Origin of the sequence: Streptomyces sp. NPDC058295, from assembly GCF_042880655.1 — a bacterium.
In the GTDB taxonomy this organism is placed as follows: Bacteria; Actinomycetota; Actinomycetes; order Streptomycetales; family Streptomycetaceae; genus Streptomyces; species Streptomyces coriariae.
Genome location: NZ_JBHVYO010000006.1, coordinates 102,836 through 117,982 on the forward strand (window position 1 = coordinate 102,836; position 15,147 = coordinate 117,982).

General features: G+C 73.3%; 15 protein-coding genes. 5 read left to right on the forward strand and 10 right to left on the reverse strand.

The window, feature by feature from the left end; all coding sequences use genetic code 11:
* Position 1: 1 nt before the first annotated feature.
* Together ACFVYS_RS08635 and ACFVYS_RS08640 are read right to left on the reverse strand one after the other, a co-directional pair.
* Positions 2–2,377, reverse strand: coding sequence for a PQQ-binding-like beta-propeller repeat protein (locus tag ACFVYS_RS08635; protein WP_389500088.1), 2,376 nt, complete (start codon positions 2,375–2,377; stop codon positions 2–4).
* Between the two features lie 188 nt (positions 2,378–2,565).
* Positions 2,566–3,288, reverse strand: a complete 723-nt coding sequence (locus ACFVYS_RS08640) for a VOC family protein (protein WP_389500090.1) — start codon at positions 3,286–3,288, stop codon at positions 2,566–2,568.
* A 134-nt stretch (positions 3,289–3,422) separates the two neighbouring features.
* On the opposite strand from ACFVYS_RS08640, the gene ACFVYS_RS08645 reads away from it, so the two are divergent.
* Positions 3,423–4,058 carry a TetR family transcriptional regulator gene (locus tag ACFVYS_RS08645; RefSeq protein WP_057600733.1) on the forward strand — a complete coding sequence of 212 codons (636 nt, stop codon included), beginning with the start codon at positions 3,423–3,425 and terminating at the stop codon, positions 4,056–4,058.
* 86 nt (positions 4,059–4,144) lie between these two features.
* Here ACFVYS_RS08645 and ACFVYS_RS08650 read toward each other — a convergent pair whose 3' ends face one another.
* Positions 4,145–4,597: an Lrp/AsnC family transcriptional regulator gene (locus ACFVYS_RS08650; protein ID WP_389500092.1), complete on the reverse strand. Its 453-nt coding sequence runs from the start codon at positions 4,595–4,597 to the stop codon at positions 4,145–4,147.
* 82 nt (positions 4,598–4,679) lie between these two features.
* Here ACFVYS_RS08650 and ACFVYS_RS08655 point away from each other — a divergent pair, with 82 nt between their 5' ends.
* Positions 4,680–5,294 (forward strand): LysE family translocator, encoded by a 615-nt coding sequence (locus ACFVYS_RS08655; protein ID WP_389500094.1) that lies wholly within the window; start codon positions 4,680–4,682, stop codon positions 5,292–5,294.
* Positions 5,295–5,341: 47 nt separating this feature from the next.
* On the opposite strand, the gene ACFVYS_RS08660 is transcribed toward ACFVYS_RS08655, so the two are convergent.
* On the reverse strand, positions 5,342–5,815 hold the full coding sequence (locus tag ACFVYS_RS08660) for a nitroreductase family deazaflavin-dependent oxidoreductase (RefSeq protein WP_389500096.1): 474 nt from the start codon (positions 5,813–5,815) through the stop codon (positions 5,342–5,344).
* Positions 5,812–7,053, reverse strand: a complete 1,242-nt coding sequence (locus ACFVYS_RS08665; protein WP_389500330.1) for an acyl-CoA dehydrogenase family protein — start codon at positions 7,051–7,053, stop codon at positions 5,812–5,814. The genes ACFVYS_RS08660 and ACFVYS_RS08665 overlap by 4 nt, the downstream gene beginning before the upstream one ends.
* Positions 7,054–7,166: 113 nt before the next feature.
* Here ACFVYS_RS08665 and ACFVYS_RS08670 point away from each other — a divergent pair, with 113 nt between their 5' ends.
* Positions 7,167–8,336 carry an acetyl-CoA acetyltransferase gene (locus tag ACFVYS_RS08670; protein WP_389500098.1) on the forward strand — a complete coding sequence of 390 codons (1,170 nt, stop codon included), beginning with the start codon at positions 7,167–7,169 and terminating at the stop codon, positions 8,334–8,336.
* 76 nt (positions 8,337–8,412) lie between these two features.
* Here ACFVYS_RS08670 and ACFVYS_RS08675 read toward each other — a convergent pair whose 3' ends face one another.
* Together ACFVYS_RS08675 and ACFVYS_RS08680 are read right to left on the reverse strand one after the other, a co-directional pair.
* Positions 8,413–9,216 (reverse strand): phosphatidate cytidylyltransferase, encoded by an 804-nt coding sequence (locus tag ACFVYS_RS08675; RefSeq protein ID WP_389500100.1) that lies wholly within the window; start codon positions 9,214–9,216, stop codon positions 8,413–8,415.
* On the reverse strand, positions 9,213–11,042 hold the full coding sequence (locus ACFVYS_RS08680) for an aminotransferase class I/II-fold pyridoxal phosphate-dependent enzyme (protein ID WP_389500102.1): 1,830 nt from the start codon (positions 11,040–11,042) through the stop codon (positions 9,213–9,215). The genes ACFVYS_RS08675 and ACFVYS_RS08680 overlap by 4 nt, the downstream gene beginning before the upstream one ends.
* Positions 11,043–11,267: 225 nt before the next feature.
* On the opposite strand from ACFVYS_RS08680, the gene ACFVYS_RS08685 reads away from it, so the two are divergent.
* Positions 11,268–12,263 carry an expansin EXLX1 family cellulose-binding protein gene (locus tag ACFVYS_RS08685; protein WP_389500104.1) on the forward strand — a complete coding sequence of 332 codons (996 nt, stop codon included), beginning with the start codon at positions 11,268–11,270 and terminating at the stop codon, positions 12,261–12,263.
* Positions 12,264–12,280: 17 nt separating this feature from the next.
* Positions 12,281–12,946 (forward strand): pyridoxal 5'-phosphate synthase, encoded by a 666-nt coding sequence (locus tag ACFVYS_RS08690; protein ID WP_389500106.1) that lies wholly within the window; start codon positions 12,281–12,283, stop codon positions 12,944–12,946.
* Between the two features lie 364 nt (positions 12,947–13,310).
* Here ACFVYS_RS08690 and ACFVYS_RS08695 read toward each other — a convergent pair whose 3' ends face one another.
* The 3 genes from ACFVYS_RS08695 to ACFVYS_RS08705 all read right to left on the reverse strand — a co-directional run bounded on the left by ACFVYS_RS08695 (position 13,311) and on the right by ACFVYS_RS08705 (position 14,929).
* The gene (locus ACFVYS_RS08695) at positions 13,311–13,790 is read right to left on the reverse strand and encodes a hypothetical protein (protein WP_389500108.1); all 480 of its coding nucleotides are present in this window, start codon (positions 13,788–13,790) and stop codon (positions 13,311–13,313) included.
* A 106-nt stretch (positions 13,791–13,896) separates the two neighbouring features.
* The gene (locus tag ACFVYS_RS08700; RefSeq protein WP_389500110.1) at positions 13,897–14,499 is read right to left on the reverse strand and encodes a GNAT family N-acetyltransferase; all 603 of its coding nucleotides are present in this window, start codon (positions 14,497–14,499) and stop codon (positions 13,897–13,899) included.
* 25 nt (positions 14,500–14,524) lie between these two features.
* Positions 14,525–14,929, reverse strand: coding sequence for a Zn-ribbon domain-containing OB-fold protein (locus ACFVYS_RS08705; RefSeq protein ID WP_389500332.1), 405 nt, complete (start codon positions 14,927–14,929; stop codon positions 14,525–14,527).
* Positions 14,930–15,147: the final 218 nt, after the last annotated feature.

The window sequence follows — 15,147 nt, forward strand, 5'->3', positions numbered from 1 at the left end:
CTCAGGCCGTCCGCGCCGTGCCCGTGCCCTTCTCCGCGTCCAGGGCGTACACGCAGCGGTCCTTGCTGGACGCGTACACGACGCCGTCACGGACCACCGGGGAGCCGGTGATCTCGCCGCCGGTCGCCAGCTTCCAGCGCAGCCGACCGTCGTCGGCCTTCAGGGTGTACAGCAGATGGTCCGTGGAGCCGAAGTGGATACGGCCCTCCGCGACCGCCGGGGCGCCCACGATGTCGCCGCCCGCCTGGAAGCGCCACTTGGGCGTGCCGGTGACCGCGTCCAGGGTGTAGAGCCCCTTGCCGCTGCCGACGTGGACATGGCCGGCGGCCACCAGCACCGGGTCGACGGACGCACGGGCCTCGGTGGCGATGCGCCAGCGGTCGCGCCCGTCGGTGGCGTCGATGGCGTACACGGTGCCGAGGTAGTCGGCGAGGTAGACGCCTCCGCCGGTCACCGCCGGGCCGGGCACGAAGGTCGGCGGGGACAGGAAGACCGCCGGGGCCTCGAAGTGCCAGCGCACCATGCCGCTCGCGACGTCGACGGCGAGGACGCGGGTGCCGGCGGAGAGGTAGACATAGCCGTCGGGGGCGGGGGTGACGCGGACCGGGACACCGCCGCAGGAGGCCGTGTCGCCGATGGGGTACGACCAGCGTTCCTCGCCCGTGCGGGCGTCCAGGGCTCTGAGCCGGGCGTCCTGCCAGACATAGACCGTGCCCTCGTGCAGGACCGGGCCGGCCTCCGGGGACTCGAAGTCGGTCTGGCAGCCGGTGATCTCCCAGAGCTTCTGGCCGGCCGAGGCCTCCCAGGCCTGGACGCCGCCGCCGCGCGTGCCGGTGACGACCGTGCCCCGGTCGGCCTTGAGCGAGTACACCCAGGCGTCCGTCGACAGCCGCCACAGGTCGCCGCCCTCACGGGCGTCCAGGGCGAACAGGGTGGGTCCGTCGGAGGCGTGCACCCTGCCGTCCGCGACCGCCATCGACCAGGCCACGTCCCGCGTCTTGAAGCGACGGCGGCCGGTGGCCACATCCAGGGCGTGCACCTCGAAGGAGGTCACGTAGACGAGGTCCCCGGCGACGGACGGCGTGCCCCACACATCGTTCGACATGCGAAAACGCCAGGGCCGCCAGCCCGCCGGGGTCTCCGAGGGGGCGCTCTGCGGGGCCGGTACGGTCGTGTCGGCGCCGTTCACGCCGGGGCGCGGGCGGGACCAGTTGGCGACCAGGCCGGGCTCGGCCACCGGCGCCTTCACGGCGGCCGTGGCACGGACGTCGGCGATGCGTGGCCCCGGCCCGATCGGCACGGCGGCGCCCGCCAGCCGGACCGGACCGATGTCGGGGGCGCCGACCGCCACGGGCGCGGGGGCCGGGCGGGAGAGGACCACGGGGGCGTGGGGCGGCGGGGGCGGGACCGCGGGCCGGGCCATGCCCACGCCGCCTCCTCCGCCGCCGCTGCGGGGGCTCGGCGGCGCCGGTTTCGCCTGACGGCCGCCGCGGCGCGTCTCGATGAGGGCGACCGCCTTCTCGGGCAGCCACGCCGACGCCGTACCACTGTCGTCGGAGCCGGAGCCGAAGAGGTGGGGGGCGAGCTGGGCCTGGAGGTCGGCCGGGTTGGGCCGGGCCGTGGCCTCCATCTGCATACAGGACTCGATGAGCGGACGCAGCTCGTCCGGCAGGCCCTCCAGGTCCGGTCCCTCGCGCAGCAGCATGAAGACCGTCTCGACCGGGTTGGCGCCGTGGAAGGGCGGGTGGCCGGTGGCGGCGAAGACCAGCATCGAGCCGAGCGAGAAGACATCGCTCGCGCCGGTCACGCTGCGTGAGTCCTTCGCCTGCTCGGGTGACATGTAGGCGGGGGTGCCGACAGCCACGTTCGTCATCGTCAAACGCGTGTTCGAGACGCCGGACGCGATACCGAAGTCGATCACCCGGGGCCCGTCCTCGACGACGAGCACGTTGGACGGCTTCAGGTCACGGTGGACCAGCCCCGCGCCGTGGATCGACTGGAGCGCCTCGGCGACGCCCGCCGCCAGCCAGCGCACCGCCTGGGCCGGCATCGGCCCGCAGTCGTTCACTATTTCCTCGAGGGAGGGCGCGGGCACGTACGCGGTGGCCAGCCAGGGCACGGCGGCGCGGGGATCGGCGTCGACGACGGCGGCCGTGTAGAACCCGGAGACCGCCCGGGCCGCCTCCACCTCGCGGGTGAAACGCACCCGGAAGAGCTGGTCCTCGGCGAGCTCGGTCCGGACCGTCTTGATCGCCACGCGCCGGCCCGAGGCCGAACGGGCCAGATAGACCAGCCCCATGCCGCCGGCACCCAGCCGTCCCAGCACCTCGAACGGCCCGATCCGCCGCGGATCGTGCTGCGTCAGCTGATCCACCACTTGCCTGCCACCTCCCCGTACGAACCGCGTCACCCGCTTGTGCACACGGCCCCGTGCAGCGTCTCACCACCGCACCGCCATGGCGGCACGCACCCTGATTCTTCCTGGCCGGACGGCCGGTTGCGAACCCGGGGGCAATCGGGGTGTCTCATTTCATATACGCGCATACGGCACGCATACGGCACCTGTCAGCGCTGGAGAAGCGCGAACGACGCCCCTTGATTGTCCGTGACGACCGCCACGATTCCGTACGAAGCGGTGAACGGACCCGCCTGCACCCGCCCGCCGAGCCGGCTCACCGCGCCGAGGGCCGCCTCGCAGTCCCGCACGCCGAAGTGGACGAGGAAATGCGGCGGCATGACCTCCGGGAAGACATCGCCGACCGGCGCCCGCCCGAAGTCGGGTTCGGCGCCGGGACCGAACAGGGCCTCGTGGAAGAGATGACCGTAGAAGGTGTTGGCGGCCTCGGTGTCCCGGGCGTAGAGCTGCGCCCAGGCGAAGGTGCCGGGCCGGTGCCGTACGCCGAAGCCGGGGTGGCCGGCCGGCTGCCACAGACCGAAGACCGCGCCCTCGGGGTCGGCGGCGAGCACGGTGGTGCCCGCCCCGCCGACCGGCAGCGGCGCCATGATGACCTGCCCGCCGGCGTGCTGGATACGGCGGGCGGTCTTTCGCGCGTCCGGGGTCGCGAAGTACACGGTCCAGACGGTGGGCATCCGGCCGTCCGTCTTGTGGGCGAGCGCGGCCACCGGCTCGCCCTCCAGCCGGGCCCACACGGAGGAGCCGTACGCCTCCTCGAAACCCCACCCGAAGAGCTCACCGTAGAACCGCTTGCCCGCGTCCACGTCGGGGAGCTGTGCGTCCACCCAGCAGGGGACGCCCTCTGCGTACACCGATGCCCTGTTTTCGGCCATGCAGCCAAACTAACGGCGCCGCACGCAAGCCGCAGACCAGGCACACCCGTCTCCGCGCCCCCTCGCACCCCATTTGCAGTCGGCCGAATAGCGCTCCGATCACCCCTCGGTAAGCTGACGGCATGACAGGACAAGTGCGTACCGTCGACGGCCGCGTGGCCGGTCGGCGCGGGCAGGCGACGCGGCAGAAGCTGCTCGACTGCCTCAGCGAGATGCTCAGCTCCTCTCCGTACCGCGACGTCAAGGTCATCGACGTTGCCCGGAAGGCGGGCACTTCGCCCGCGACCTTCTACCAGTACTTCCCGGACGTCGAAGGCGCCGTACTGGAGATTGCCGAGCAAATGGCCGCCGAGGGAGCCGAGTTGACCGGCCTCGTCGAGGGGCGGTCATGGGTCGGCAAGGCGGGCTGGCAGACGGCGCAGGAACTCGTCGACGGCTTCCTGGAGTTCTGGCGGAAGAACGACGCGATCCTCCGGGTCGTCGACCTCGGCGCCGCGGAGGGGGACAAGCGCTTCTACAAACTCCGCATGAAGATCCTCAACTCGGTGAACAACTCCCTTTCGGACGCGGTCGCCGAGTTGCAGTCCAAGGGCAAGGTCGACAAGGACGTGAACCCGGCCGCGGTCGCCGGCGCGCTCGTCGCAATGCTCGCGGCGGTCGCCTCACACCAGAAGGGCTTCCAGACGTGGGGCGTCAAGCAGGCTGAACTCAAGCCGAACCTTGCCCTGTTGGTCCACCTGGGCATCACCGGCAAGAAGCCGACGAAGTAGCCCGGCCCCCACTCGATTCACGGTCAAGTCCTGTCTGCCAGGCGGCAGCTCACCCGGGTGAGCTGCCGCCTGCCGCGCTGTCGGCCTCAGGCGGGCAGCCCCCGGTCCTTCACCACGTGCTTCATCACCAGCGTCGACGTCAGCCGCTGCACCCCCGGCAGGGTGGCGAGGCGCTCGTCGTACAGCCGCTGGAAGGCCGCGAGGTCGGCGGTGGCCACCCGCAGCAGATAGTCGGGCTCCCCGAACAGCCGCTGCGCGTCCAGGACGTGTTCCACCTCGCCCACCGCCCGCTCGAACTCGACGACGGTGTCCCGGTCCTCCTGCCGCATCGAGACGAAGACCAGCGCCTCGAAGGTCAGCCCGACGGCGGCCGGCTCCACCACCGCCCGGTAGCCGCTGATCGCCCCGGACCGCTCCAGCTCCCGCAGCCGCCGGTGACAGGGCGAGACGCTCAGCCGCACCCGCGCGGCCAGCTCGGTCACGGTCAGCCGCCCGTCCTGCTGAAGCTCGGCAAGAATCTTCCGGTCCACGTCATCCATGGGGTAGATCTTCCCTCAGAACGCGGCGATCTGCGAAAACTTCGGGAACACTGTCGCCCGCATCGCACCTAATGTTCCCGGTATGGACTCGGGAACGCTGATTTCTTTCCTCGCCGTCGACCTGCTGCTGGTGTGTGTGCCGGGCGCCGACTGGGCGTACGTGATCTCCGCCGGGCTGCGCGGCCGTTCGGTGGGCGCGGCGGTCGGCGGCCTGGTGAGCGGGTACGCCCTGCACACGGTGCTGGCCGCGGCGGGCCTCGCGGTGCTGGTCGCGGGGTCACCGACGCTGCTCACCGGGCTGACGGTGGCGGGCGCGGCGTACCTGGTGTGGCTGGGGTGGGCCGTGCTGCGGCGGCCGGGGACACCGGGCGCGGGCGAGGAGATGACGGCGGGCGGCGCCCGGGTGTTCCTGCGCGGGGCCACGATCAGCGGCCTGAACCCCAAGGGTCTGCTGCTCTACCTCTCGGTCCTGCCGCAGTTCCTCACCACGGGCGAGGGGCACCTGCCGGTGGCCGCCCAGACGACCGCCCTCGGCCTGCTGCACATGGCGTGCTGTGCCGCCGTCTATCTGACGGTGGGCGTCCTGGCCCGCAGGCTGCTGGGCGCCCGCCCGGCGGCGGCACGGGCGGTGACCCGCACCTCCGGCGCGGCGATGCTGGGCATCGGCACCTTCCTCCTGCTCCAACACGCCTGGTAGCCCCTCCAGGGCCGTTCTGCCCCCGGGCGCCCTGGCCTCCGGCCCCTCTACGCCCGAGGGGTGAGCCGGAACAGGCGGATCTCGCGGTTCACCCGGGCCTGGTACGTGGCGTACGGCGGCCAGAAGGTCAGCAGGGTCTTCCAGACGGCCGACCGCTCCTCCCCCGTCAACAGCGCGGCCGTCACCGGGATGTCCTTGCCCTTCCAGTTGATCTCGGCGTCGGGGTGGGCCAGGAGGTTGCCGGTCCAGGCGGGGTGGCCGGCGCGGCCGAAGTTGGAGCCGATCAGGATCCAGCTGCCGCCGCCCTCCTCGGGCATGCAGGCCAGCGGCGCCCGACGCGGCAGCCCGCTCCTCGCGCCGGTGGACGTCAGGATCACCCCGGGCAACATCTGGGCGCTGAGCAGCACCTTTCCCCGGGTGAGGCGATGGACGGCCCGGTCGAGGGCGGGGATGACATGGGGTGCCACCTTGGCGAAGGCCTTCGTCGAGGAGACCTTCTGCACCACGCGGACGCCGATCACACCGCCACCTCCGTCCGCTCGAAGAGCCGGGCCCCCTCGGCCGCGTGCGCCCGCAGCCGGTGCACGGGCCCGAACAGCAGCTCGTCGCCGGCGGCCCGCTTGAAGAACAGGTGCGCCTCGTGCTCCCAGGTGAAGCCGATGCCACCGTGCAACTGGATGCCCTCGGCCGCGGCCCGCCGCAACGCCTCCAGCGCCTGGGCGAGAGCCAGCCCGCCGACTCTGCCGTCCGGGCCACCGAGACCGTCCGGGCCACCGAGACCGTCGGGGCCGCCGTGACCGCCCGCCGCCCAGGCGGCGTAGTACGCGGCGGACCGGGCCGCCTGGATCCGCACATACACGTCGGCCAGCCGGTGCTGCACCGCCTGGAAGGAGCCGATCACCCGCCCGAACTGCTCCCGTCGGCCGAGGTACTCGACGGTCCGCCCCAGCGCGCGGTCGGCGGCCCCGACGGCCTCGCAGGCCAGGAAGGCGGCCGCGAAGTCACCGGCGCGGGAGAGGGCCTCCGGTACGCCCGCCGCCGTCTCCTCCTCGCCCCCGAGCAACTCGGCCCGTACGTCGCGAAGTTGGACCCGGGCCTGCGGGCGGGTGGCGTCCAGGGCCGTCTGCCGGGTGCGGACGAGCCCGCCGGCGTCCGCCGACACGACGAACAGCAGGGTGCGCGACCGTACGAACCCCCCGGTGTGCGCGGCGACCACCAGCGCCCCCGCGCTGTGCCCGTCGAGCACCTGCGCGGCCTCCCCGTACAGCCGCCAGACGCCCTGCACCCGCCGGGCCTGGATCCCGCCCGCGCGCCCGCCGCCGGCCCAGTCGCCGTCCGGGGGGCCGGTCAGGGCGAGGGCGGCGGCCAGGGCGGGCGCGGGCACGGCGAGGGCGGCGGTCAGGGTGCCGTCGGAGATCCGGGGCAGCAGGTCGGCGCGCTGGGCGTCGGTGCCGAGCGCGAGGATCAGCGGCGCGGCGAGGACGGAGGTCGCGAGGAGCGGGGAGGGCGCGAGCGCCCGGCCGGTCTCCTCGGCGGCGAGGGCGAGGTCGGTGACCGGGCAGCCGACCCCGCCGTACGCCTCGGGCAGCGCGAGGCCGGGCAGCCCGAGCTGCTCGGCGAGGGCGGCCCAGAGGGCGGGATCGTGGCCGAGGGGTGTGTCCAGGGCGGCGCGCAGCTCTTCGGGGCCGCAGCGTTTGTGCAGCAGTTCGCGCAACGTGCGGCGGATCCCGTCCTGTTCGGCGGTGAAGCCGGGGTCCATGGCCACCCCTCTCATCCTCATCTGACGGAGCGTCATATTAGGGCGGGGGAACAGGAATGCCCAGAGAGACGGCACCTGTCAGGACAGGCATTATCTGATGTACCGTCAGATCCATGGCATCCGGTACCCGGAAGGCGGCCGTGGTCGGCGTCGCCCTCTCCGACTGCGGCCGAGTGGACGACGCCACCCCCTACGCCCTGCACGCCCAGGCGGCCCGGCGGGCGCTGACGGACGCGGGGCTCGACCGATCACGGGTGGACGGCTTCGCGTCCGCCGGGCTCGGCACGCTGGCCCCGGTCGAGGTGGCGGACTATCTGGGCCTGCGGCCCACCTGGGTCGACTCCACCTCCGTCGGCGGTTCGACCTGGGAGGTCATGGCGGCGCACGCGGCCGACGCGATCGCCGCCGGTCACGCGAACGCGGTCCTGCTGGCGTACGGCTCGACGGCCCGCGCGGACGTGAAGGCGGGCCGCCGCACCGGCACCTTCGCGTTCGGCGGCCGCGGCCCGCTGCAGTTCGAGGTCCCCTACGGCCACACCCTGATCGCCAAGTACGCGATGGCCGCCCGCCGCCACATGCTCCAGTACGGCACGACCATCGAGCAGTTGGCGGAGGTGGCGGTCCAGGCGCGGGCGAACGCGGCGCTGAACCCCGACGCGATGTTCCGCGACCCGGTGACGGTGGACGACGTCCTGTCCGGCCCGATGATCGCCGACCCCTTCACGAAACTGCACTGCTGTCTGCGCTCCGACGGCGGCGCGGCGGTCCTCCTCGCGGCCGAGGAGTACGTACGCGACTGCCGCACAACCCCGGTGTGGATCCTCGGGACGGGGGAGCATGTCTCGCACGCCTCGATGTCCGAGTGGGACGACTTCACGGTCTCCCCGGCGGCGGTGAGCGGCCGGCTGGCCTTCGAGCGGGCGGGGCTGCGTCCGCAGGAGATGGACTTCGCCGAGATCTACGACGCGTTCACCTACATGACGCTGGTGACCCTTGAGGACCTGGGCTTCTGCGCGAAGGGCGAGGGCGGCGCGTTCGTGGAGAAGGGGCGGCTGACCCGGTCCGGCGCCCTGCCGGTGAACACGGACGGTGGCGGGCTCTCGGCCCAACATCCGGGCATGCGGGGGCTGTTCCTGCTGGTGGAGGCGGTACGGCAACTGCGGGGCGAGGGCGGGGACCGACAGGTGAGGGCGACGGACGGGGGCTTGCCCCGGCTGGGCGTCGCCTCCGGGACCGGCGGGTGGTTCTGCTCGTCGGGGACGGTGGTCCTGGGACGGGACTGAGCCGCGCCGCGCCGCCCCGCCCGGCGGTTCACGGCCAGCAGATCCCGCTCGGCGGGTCACGCCCGGCCGCCGGGGGTCAGCTCAGGACCAGCAGCACCGCCAGTGCGACGAGCAGGGAGTCGATCCGGTCCAGCAGGCCGCCGGAGCCGGGCAGCCAACGGCCTGCGTCCTTCGTCCCCGCGCCCCTCTTCACCATGGATTCGAGAAGGTCCCCGGCCGGCCCGCCGACCGCGACGGCGACCGCCGTCGGCCAGCTCAGCACGGACAGCACGGCCAGCACCCCGAGCCCGGCCGTGGACCCCGCCAGGGTCCCGCTCCACCGCTTGGCCGGTGACAGCGGCGACAGCCGCGGCCCGCCCAGCCGCCGACCGGCGAAGTACGCCACGATGTCGGCGACCGACACCGCCACGAACAGCGCGAGCCCACTCGCCCCGAGCGGCACCAGCGCGGCCGGCACACTCAGCCAGGCCAGCCCGAGCAGTCCGGCGCCGACCCGGTGCAGGCCGCGGTCGGCGTCCCCGGCCAGCAGCGGTACCGCGGCCACCGCGAGCGCCCCGATCGCCACCACCCGGAGCACCTGTCCGGGCGCCAGCCAGGCCGCCAGCACCACGCCCGCCACCGCCGCGGCCAGCACCACCCGGTCCGGCCGGCCCAGCCGCAGCAGCCCGCCGTACTCGAACACCGCGATCAGCCCGGCCGCGAGGGCGACGAGGGCGGCGCCCGGCCGGCCCCACCAGAACGCGGCGGTCACCAGGGGCACGCCGACCGCCCAGGCACACCACCGGATCAGCAGCTCCCTTCGCCGGGACGCCACCACCGCGACACCCCCCAGCGCCAGCGCCCCACCGAGGTAGGGCACCAGCGAGGCCACCGTGATCACCGGGCGGATCCGGCGCCCGATCCCACAGCCGACCCGACAACCGACCCGACGGCGGATCCAGCCGCGGTGGAAGTGCCCGTGGGTGTCGTGACGTGCGGGGCGGGGGCCGGGCGCAGCGCGTTCAGGGAGGTCCGGCAGGCGGCCACGATGCGGGCGTTCTCGGCGGTGTCCCTGACCGCGACCCGCACCGTGTGTCCCTGATAGCGCGACGACAACGGCGACAGGTCGCGCAGGTACACGTCGTGGCGGCGGCACTCGTCCACCAGGCGGGCGGCACTCGGCCCGCCGGACGGCAGGGTCAGGTTGAGGAAGTTCGCGACGCCTTCCTCGACGACGACGGACTCGTCCAGCCCGGCCAGGTCGGCGGCGAGCCGCCGGCGCAGCGCGTGGGTGCGCAGCCGGCAGTCGGTGTAGTACTCCGGGTCGCGCAGGGCCGCCACCGCGGCGAGCTGCGCCGGGAGGCTGACCGGCCAGGGCGGGGTCCACCGGCGCAGCAGCGCGGCGGTGTCCGGTTCGGCCACCAGGTACGCGGCCCGCATCCCGGAGAGCGCGTACATCTTGGACAGCGAGGTGCAGACCACCACCCGGGGGTCCGTCGCGGCCAGGCCGGCGAGCGACTCGGCGGGGTCGACATAGCCCAGGTAGGCCTCGTCGATCCACCAGCGGGTCCGGGCCGGCGCGGCGGCGATCAGCGCGCGCAGTTCGACGGCCGGCGCGTGACGTCCGGTCGGGTTGTTCGGGTTGACCACCACCACGAGGTCGTAACGGCCGGATCCGACGGCGGCGGACAGCCGGTCGGGGTCGATCCGCCAGCCGTCCTCGCGGCGCAGCCGGAACCGGTCCACCCGGCAGCCGATCACCCGCTCCGTGACATGGGCGTACTCGCCGTAGCCCGGGTCCATGAGGAGCACCCTGCTGTCCGGGGTCAGCAGGCGGCCGAACGCCCGGAAGATCAGGTCGGACGAACCGGCGCCGACCGCGAGGGTCTCCACCGGCAGCGCGCGGGCCGTGGCGATCTCCGCCAGCAGTCCCTCGGCGCCGGTCGGCGGCGAGGTCCGGGCGGCCCAGGCCGGATCCTCCGTGAGCGCCGCCCGCACCCCGGGGGCGGGCGGGAACCAGGCGTCCAGCACGTCGGCCGCGACGATCCGATGGCGCCGGTGCAGGCTGCGGAAGTCCGCGCCGATGGCGGTGAAGGAGGCGCCGCCGTGTTCGCAGCCGTCCGGCCGGGGGGCGAACGGCATGTCCAGCCGCCAGTCCACCGTGGACTCGAAGCGCCGCAGCAGGGCGCGGTAGCGGTCCGTCGCGCCCTTCGTCAGCTCGGTCACGCCGCCGGTCAGCACCTCGAACGTGACCGCGCCGCTGTGGACGGTGCGGCCGACCGGGCGCAGCCCGGCGGCCAGGTACATGTCGAGCAGGTCGGCGCGGCCCATCGCCACCACCCGGCGGCCGCCCCTGGAGGCGATCCAGCGCAGCGCCGCGTACATCAGCAGCGGTGCCGCCGCGGTCGCCCGCCAGCGGGGCTCGACGGTGAGGATGCGCACCTCGAACGGGTCGCCGTCGTTCAGCAGCGGCAGCTCGTCCCGGGTCAGGTACTTGTCCAGCGCGTACCGCCCCAGCCAGGGCGGGGTCAGGCTGACGAAGCCGATCCGGACCGCTCCCCGTGCCGCGACCAGGTAGACGTTGTCGCCGTCCAGCCCGTCACGGAGCCGCCCGGCGGGATCCGGCGCGTGCTGGCCCAACTCCTGCGCGTACACCCGGTGACGCAACGCGTGGATCCACTCCAGATCCTCCGATGTGGCGGTACGCAGCTGAAGGTCACGGCCCATGAGCACCTCTCTCGACGCGGGGACACCCATCGTCGGGAGCGCGGACCGGCCACGTCAGGGCCGAGCGACCCAGCGCCACTGAGTACGCGTACTCAGGCGCGGCCGGGCTTTCCGCCGGACGCGGCAACCTTTCCGCCGGACGCGGCAACCTTTTCGCCGCCGGCGGCAACGACGAGTCGAAAGCTTTCCAGGACGTGCTTCGCCGAACCGCGTAAGGATTCATCCGTGGCATCCTCCTCACACCGCCGACCCCGCCCCGAGAGGCGCACGCGCCGCGTTCCCGTCGTCACGGTGGTCGCCGTGGCGGCCGTCGCGCTCGTCGTGTCCCTGGTCGTGGCCTTCCGTCCCGACGGCGGGTCCGAGACCGGGGCCGACGCCGGGGCCCGCACGGTGGAGCCCGCCGCCGGGGCCGGGGTGAGCGGTGCGCCGACGGCGACCGGGACCACCGGGTCGCCGTCGCCGAAGCCGAAGCCGTCCAGCGCGTCCCCGAGCGCGACGGCCGGCCGGGCGTCCACGCCCGCGGCCACCCCGGCCGGCGCGTCCGGCTCGTCGGGCGGGCGCTCGGCCGCGCCCGCCGCGCGGACCGCGTCCGGCGCGGCCCCGTCGGCGGGGCGGATAGCGCCCGGGACCGCCTACCGGGGCATCGCCACCTCCTACGACGTCGGGAACGGCGACGGCGCCTGCTCCTACGGCCCGACCTCCGACGTCATGACCGCGGCGATGAACACCGCCGACTACGAGACGTCCAAGGCGTGCGGCGCGTACGTCCTCGTCCGGGCCGGGAGCGGAGCGTCGATCACGGTCCGGATCACCAACGAGTGCCCGGCGCCCTGCGAGGCCGGTCAACTCGACCTCAGCCGGCAGGCCTTCGCCAAGCTGGCCCCCCTCTCGGCGGGCCGGATCGCTATCACGTGGAGCCTGCTGAGCCCCGCCACGTCCGACACGATCTCGATCCGCTACAAGACCGGTTCCACCCAGTACTGGTGCGGCATCCAGGCGATCGGCCACCGCAATCCGCTGGCCCGGCTGGAGGTCCGCACGAGCGCCGGCTGGACCCGTCTGGCACGCACCGACTACAACTACTTCCTCTCCGAGCAGGGTTCCGGCTGCGGTGGCGCGCTCCGGCTCACCGACATCTACGGGGAGCAGCTGACGGTCGAGGGGATCGCCGTCCGGGCGAACGTGGTGCAGTCGACGCGGGTCCAGTTCGCCCGGCACTGACCGCTTACCCTCACGGTATGGCCAAGGATCTGCACGAGCTGCTGAGGTCGCTGCGGGTGTGGGACCCCGAGGTGACCGCGCTGCCGCCGTTCGCCCCGGAGGAAGCCCCCGCTGAGCCGCTGTCCCTCTTCACGGACTGGTTCGCCGAGGCGGTGGCGGCGGGCGAGCGGGAGCCGCACACGACGACCCTCTCCACCGTCGGCGAGGACGGCCTTCCGGACGCCCGCATCGTGATGCTGCACGGCGCCGACGCGGACGGCTGGGCCTTCGCGACCCACGCCACCAGCCGGAAGGGCCGTCAGCTCGCCGCCCGCCCGTACGCGGCCCTCACCTTCTACTGGCCGGTGCTGGGCCGCCAGATCCGGGTACGCGGCCCGGTCACCTCCGCCCCTTCCGAGGAGGCCCAGGCCGATCTGCACGCCCGCTCGACAGGCGCCCTGGCCGCCGCCCTGACCGGACGGCAGAGCGAGGTCCTGGCCTCGACGGAGGAACTGACGAGCGCGTCGCAGGCGGCCTGGGAACACGCCCGCGCGAACCCGACGGCCACGTCCCCGACCTGGACCCTGTACCGACTGCGCCCGGACGAGGTCGAGTTCTTCCAGGGCGACAGCACCCGCCGTCACGCCCGGCTGCGGTACCGCCGGACGGGAGAGTCCTGGTCCAGGGAGCAGTTGTGGCCGTGAGGACACCCCTCAGGGACGGTCCGTGGCACGAGGGTGCCCTGTCCCGGCGAAGGTGATCCAACAGGTGGCACGGGACGTGTCGAGGAGATACCAGACCCGCCCGCCGCCGGTCACCTCGATCTGCCACTGCTGGCAGGTCCGCCCCGGTGCGTGCCGTGTGCCAGGCTGCCCTTGAGACGGTGGTGCCGAGACGTCTCGGCTGCCGGTGCCGGATCCGTACGCATGACGGTCCAGGCGCGGCAGGTGTTCTCCCGCGCCTGCTGAGCCAGGTTCTCCCAGCCTTTCGCCGAGGCCGCGTCCGCGAAGCGAACCTCCCATTGGCCCTCCGGTGCCGGTGGCGTGGCACGGTCTCCGCGGCCCGCGCTCACCCGGCTTCCCGGGGATCCGAGGCCGGACCGTAGTCCTCGGCGTGTTCTCTGGTCAGCGCGGCCAGCAGTTCCGGATCGGAGTGCACCTCGGCCGTGTGCTGCCATGCGATGAGCAGCTGGGCGACGGACGCGCTGTTGCCGACGGAGTCCGCGGCCCGCATGGTGTCGACCAGTTCGACGGCGAAGGCGTGTACGTCGGCCTCGGGCAGGAAGTGGGTCCAGGGGAAGGCGTCGGGCAGTATGCCCAGCAGTAGTTCCATGCTGTGAGGCTCTCGGCGTGCCAACGCGGCCAGCATCCGCGTGGCGGCCGATACCACTGTCCGGTCCTGCTCGGCCCGGGTGGCGGTGGTCAGCACCAGATCCTCCCCGTCCCGGCGGTGCAGCAGCAGTCGGGGCGATTCCTCGAGCCTGGCCAGAGTCTGTTTGTTCTTGTTCACCAGCTCGGAGAAATTCACGGCGGCGTTCTCAGTCGGCATGACTTCGAAATTACTTCGAAAGTCTCACCTCTGCCACGCCCCGCTCCCTCACTCACCCGAAAGAGGAGGCGGCACGCCCCGCCCACGGCCTGTCAGTGGTCCTGTCTCACGGCCACACGGGCTCCGGGTCCGTCGTCAGGCGGCCGTGCAGGTGGACGTCCCGGAAGGCGTCCCGGCGGCCCGACTCCCACATCGCGCCGCGCAGGGTCCCCTCGCAGCGGAAGCCGCAGCGTTCGGCGATCCGGCAGGAGGCGTCGTGACCGAGCGCGTGGCCCAGCTCCAGCCGGTGCAGACCGATCTCGGTGAACGCCCACCGGGCCGCGAGCAGCAGGGAGCGGGTGGCGACGTGCCGGCCCCGTGCCTCCGGCAGGATCCAGTAGCCGACTCTGGCGAAGCTCAGCACGTGGTCGATCATGTTGACTCCGACCTGCCCGAGGACCGTGCCGTCGGCCGCGTCCGTGACACAGAACGTCATGGCGCGTCCGGCGGCCGCGTCCGCGCTCCTGCCCTCCAGGGACGCCCGGGCGCCGGCGGCGTCGGTGATCGTCCGCAGCGGGGTGTTCCAGCGCACGAACTCCGGGTCGACGTGCCCGCGCAGCCAGGCGTCCACGTCGGTGGCGGACTCCGGGTCCCAGGACCGCAGGGTCAGGCCGTGGCCGTGGAGACCGGAGGCGAGGGGGGCCGGGTACGGCTCGCGTATGTCGGTCATCCGGCCATTGAACACCGCCGGTCTTTCACGGCGCGGGCCGGAACACCGGCACCCCGTCCCGGAACGCGACCGCCAGCTCCAGCCCCGCCCGCAGCCCCGCCGCCGACTCCCCGGCCGCCTCCCCCACGATCTCCGTGGACATCCGCGGCCCCTCGGCCAGGTCGACCACCGCCGCGACGTACGGCGTGCGCCCCCCGAAGGGCGGCAGGTCGTTGCGGTGGACGACGGACCAGGTGTAGAGGGTGGCCCGGCCGCTCGCGTCCTCCCAGGTCACGTCCTCGCTCCAGCAGTACGGGCAGAACTCGCGGGGGTAGTGGTGGGCCCGTGCGCAGGCCCCGCAGCGCCGGATCAGCAGCCGGCCCCCGGCGGCCGCGTCCCAGTACGCGCGGGTGAAGCCGTCGGCCTCCGGGACGTCGAAACGGTTGCCCATCTCCATGGATCTGACGGTACGTCAGACGCTCGGATCCGGGAAGACCGCGCCTTTCCCGCGACGCGCCCATAGCGCTCCCCGCGGCATTTCCCGCGCCCTGCCGCATGTATCCCGCATGAGAGATCCCTGTGCGCTCGCCATGAAACTGTGCGTCGCCCGTGAATATCCCGCAGATTGTTGACGATTTTGTTGGCTCCGAATTACGTTCACCAACGCAA

Excerpts from the sequence above, each read along its gene's own strand:
- ACFVYS_RS08640 (WP_389500090.1), bottom strand. The coding sequence starts at position 3,288 with ATGGCCGAAAACAGGGCATCGGTGTACGCAGAGGGCGTCCCCTGCTGG.
- ACFVYS_RS08650 (WP_389500092.1), bottom strand. The coding sequence starts at position 4,597 with ATGGATGACGTGGACCGGAAGATTCTTGCCGAGCTTCAGCAGGACGGG.
- ACFVYS_RS08655 (WP_389500094.1), top strand. The coding sequence starts at position 4,680 with ATGGACTCGGGAACGCTGATTTCTTTCCTCGCCGTCGACCTGCTGCTG.
- ACFVYS_RS08665 (WP_389500330.1), bottom strand. The coding sequence starts at position 7,053 with ATGGACCCCGGCTTCACCGCCGAACAGGACGGGATCCGCCGCACGTTG.
- ACFVYS_RS08670 (WP_389500098.1), top strand. The coding sequence starts at position 7,167 with ATGGCATCCGGTACCCGGAAGGCGGCCGTGGTCGGCGTCGCCCTCTCC.
- ACFVYS_RS08680 (WP_389500102.1), bottom strand. The coding sequence starts at position 11,042 with ATGGGCCGTGACCTTCAGCTGCGTACCGCCACATCGGAGGATCTGGAG.
- ACFVYS_RS08690 (WP_389500106.1), top strand. The coding sequence starts at position 12,281 with ATGGCCAAGGATCTGCACGAGCTGCTGAGGTCGCTGCGGGTGTGGGAC.
- ACFVYS_RS08695 (WP_389500108.1), bottom strand. The coding sequence starts at position 13,790 with ATGCCGACTGAGAACGCCGCCGTGAATTTCTCCGAGCTGGTGAACAAG.
- ACFVYS_RS08700 (WP_389500110.1), bottom strand. The coding sequence starts at position 14,499 with ATGACCGACATACGCGAGCCGTACCCGGCCCCCCTCGCCTCCGGTCTC.
- ACFVYS_RS08705 (WP_389500332.1), bottom strand. The coding sequence starts at position 14,929 with ATGGGCAACCGTTTCGACGTCCCGGAGGCCGACGGCTTCACCCGCGCG.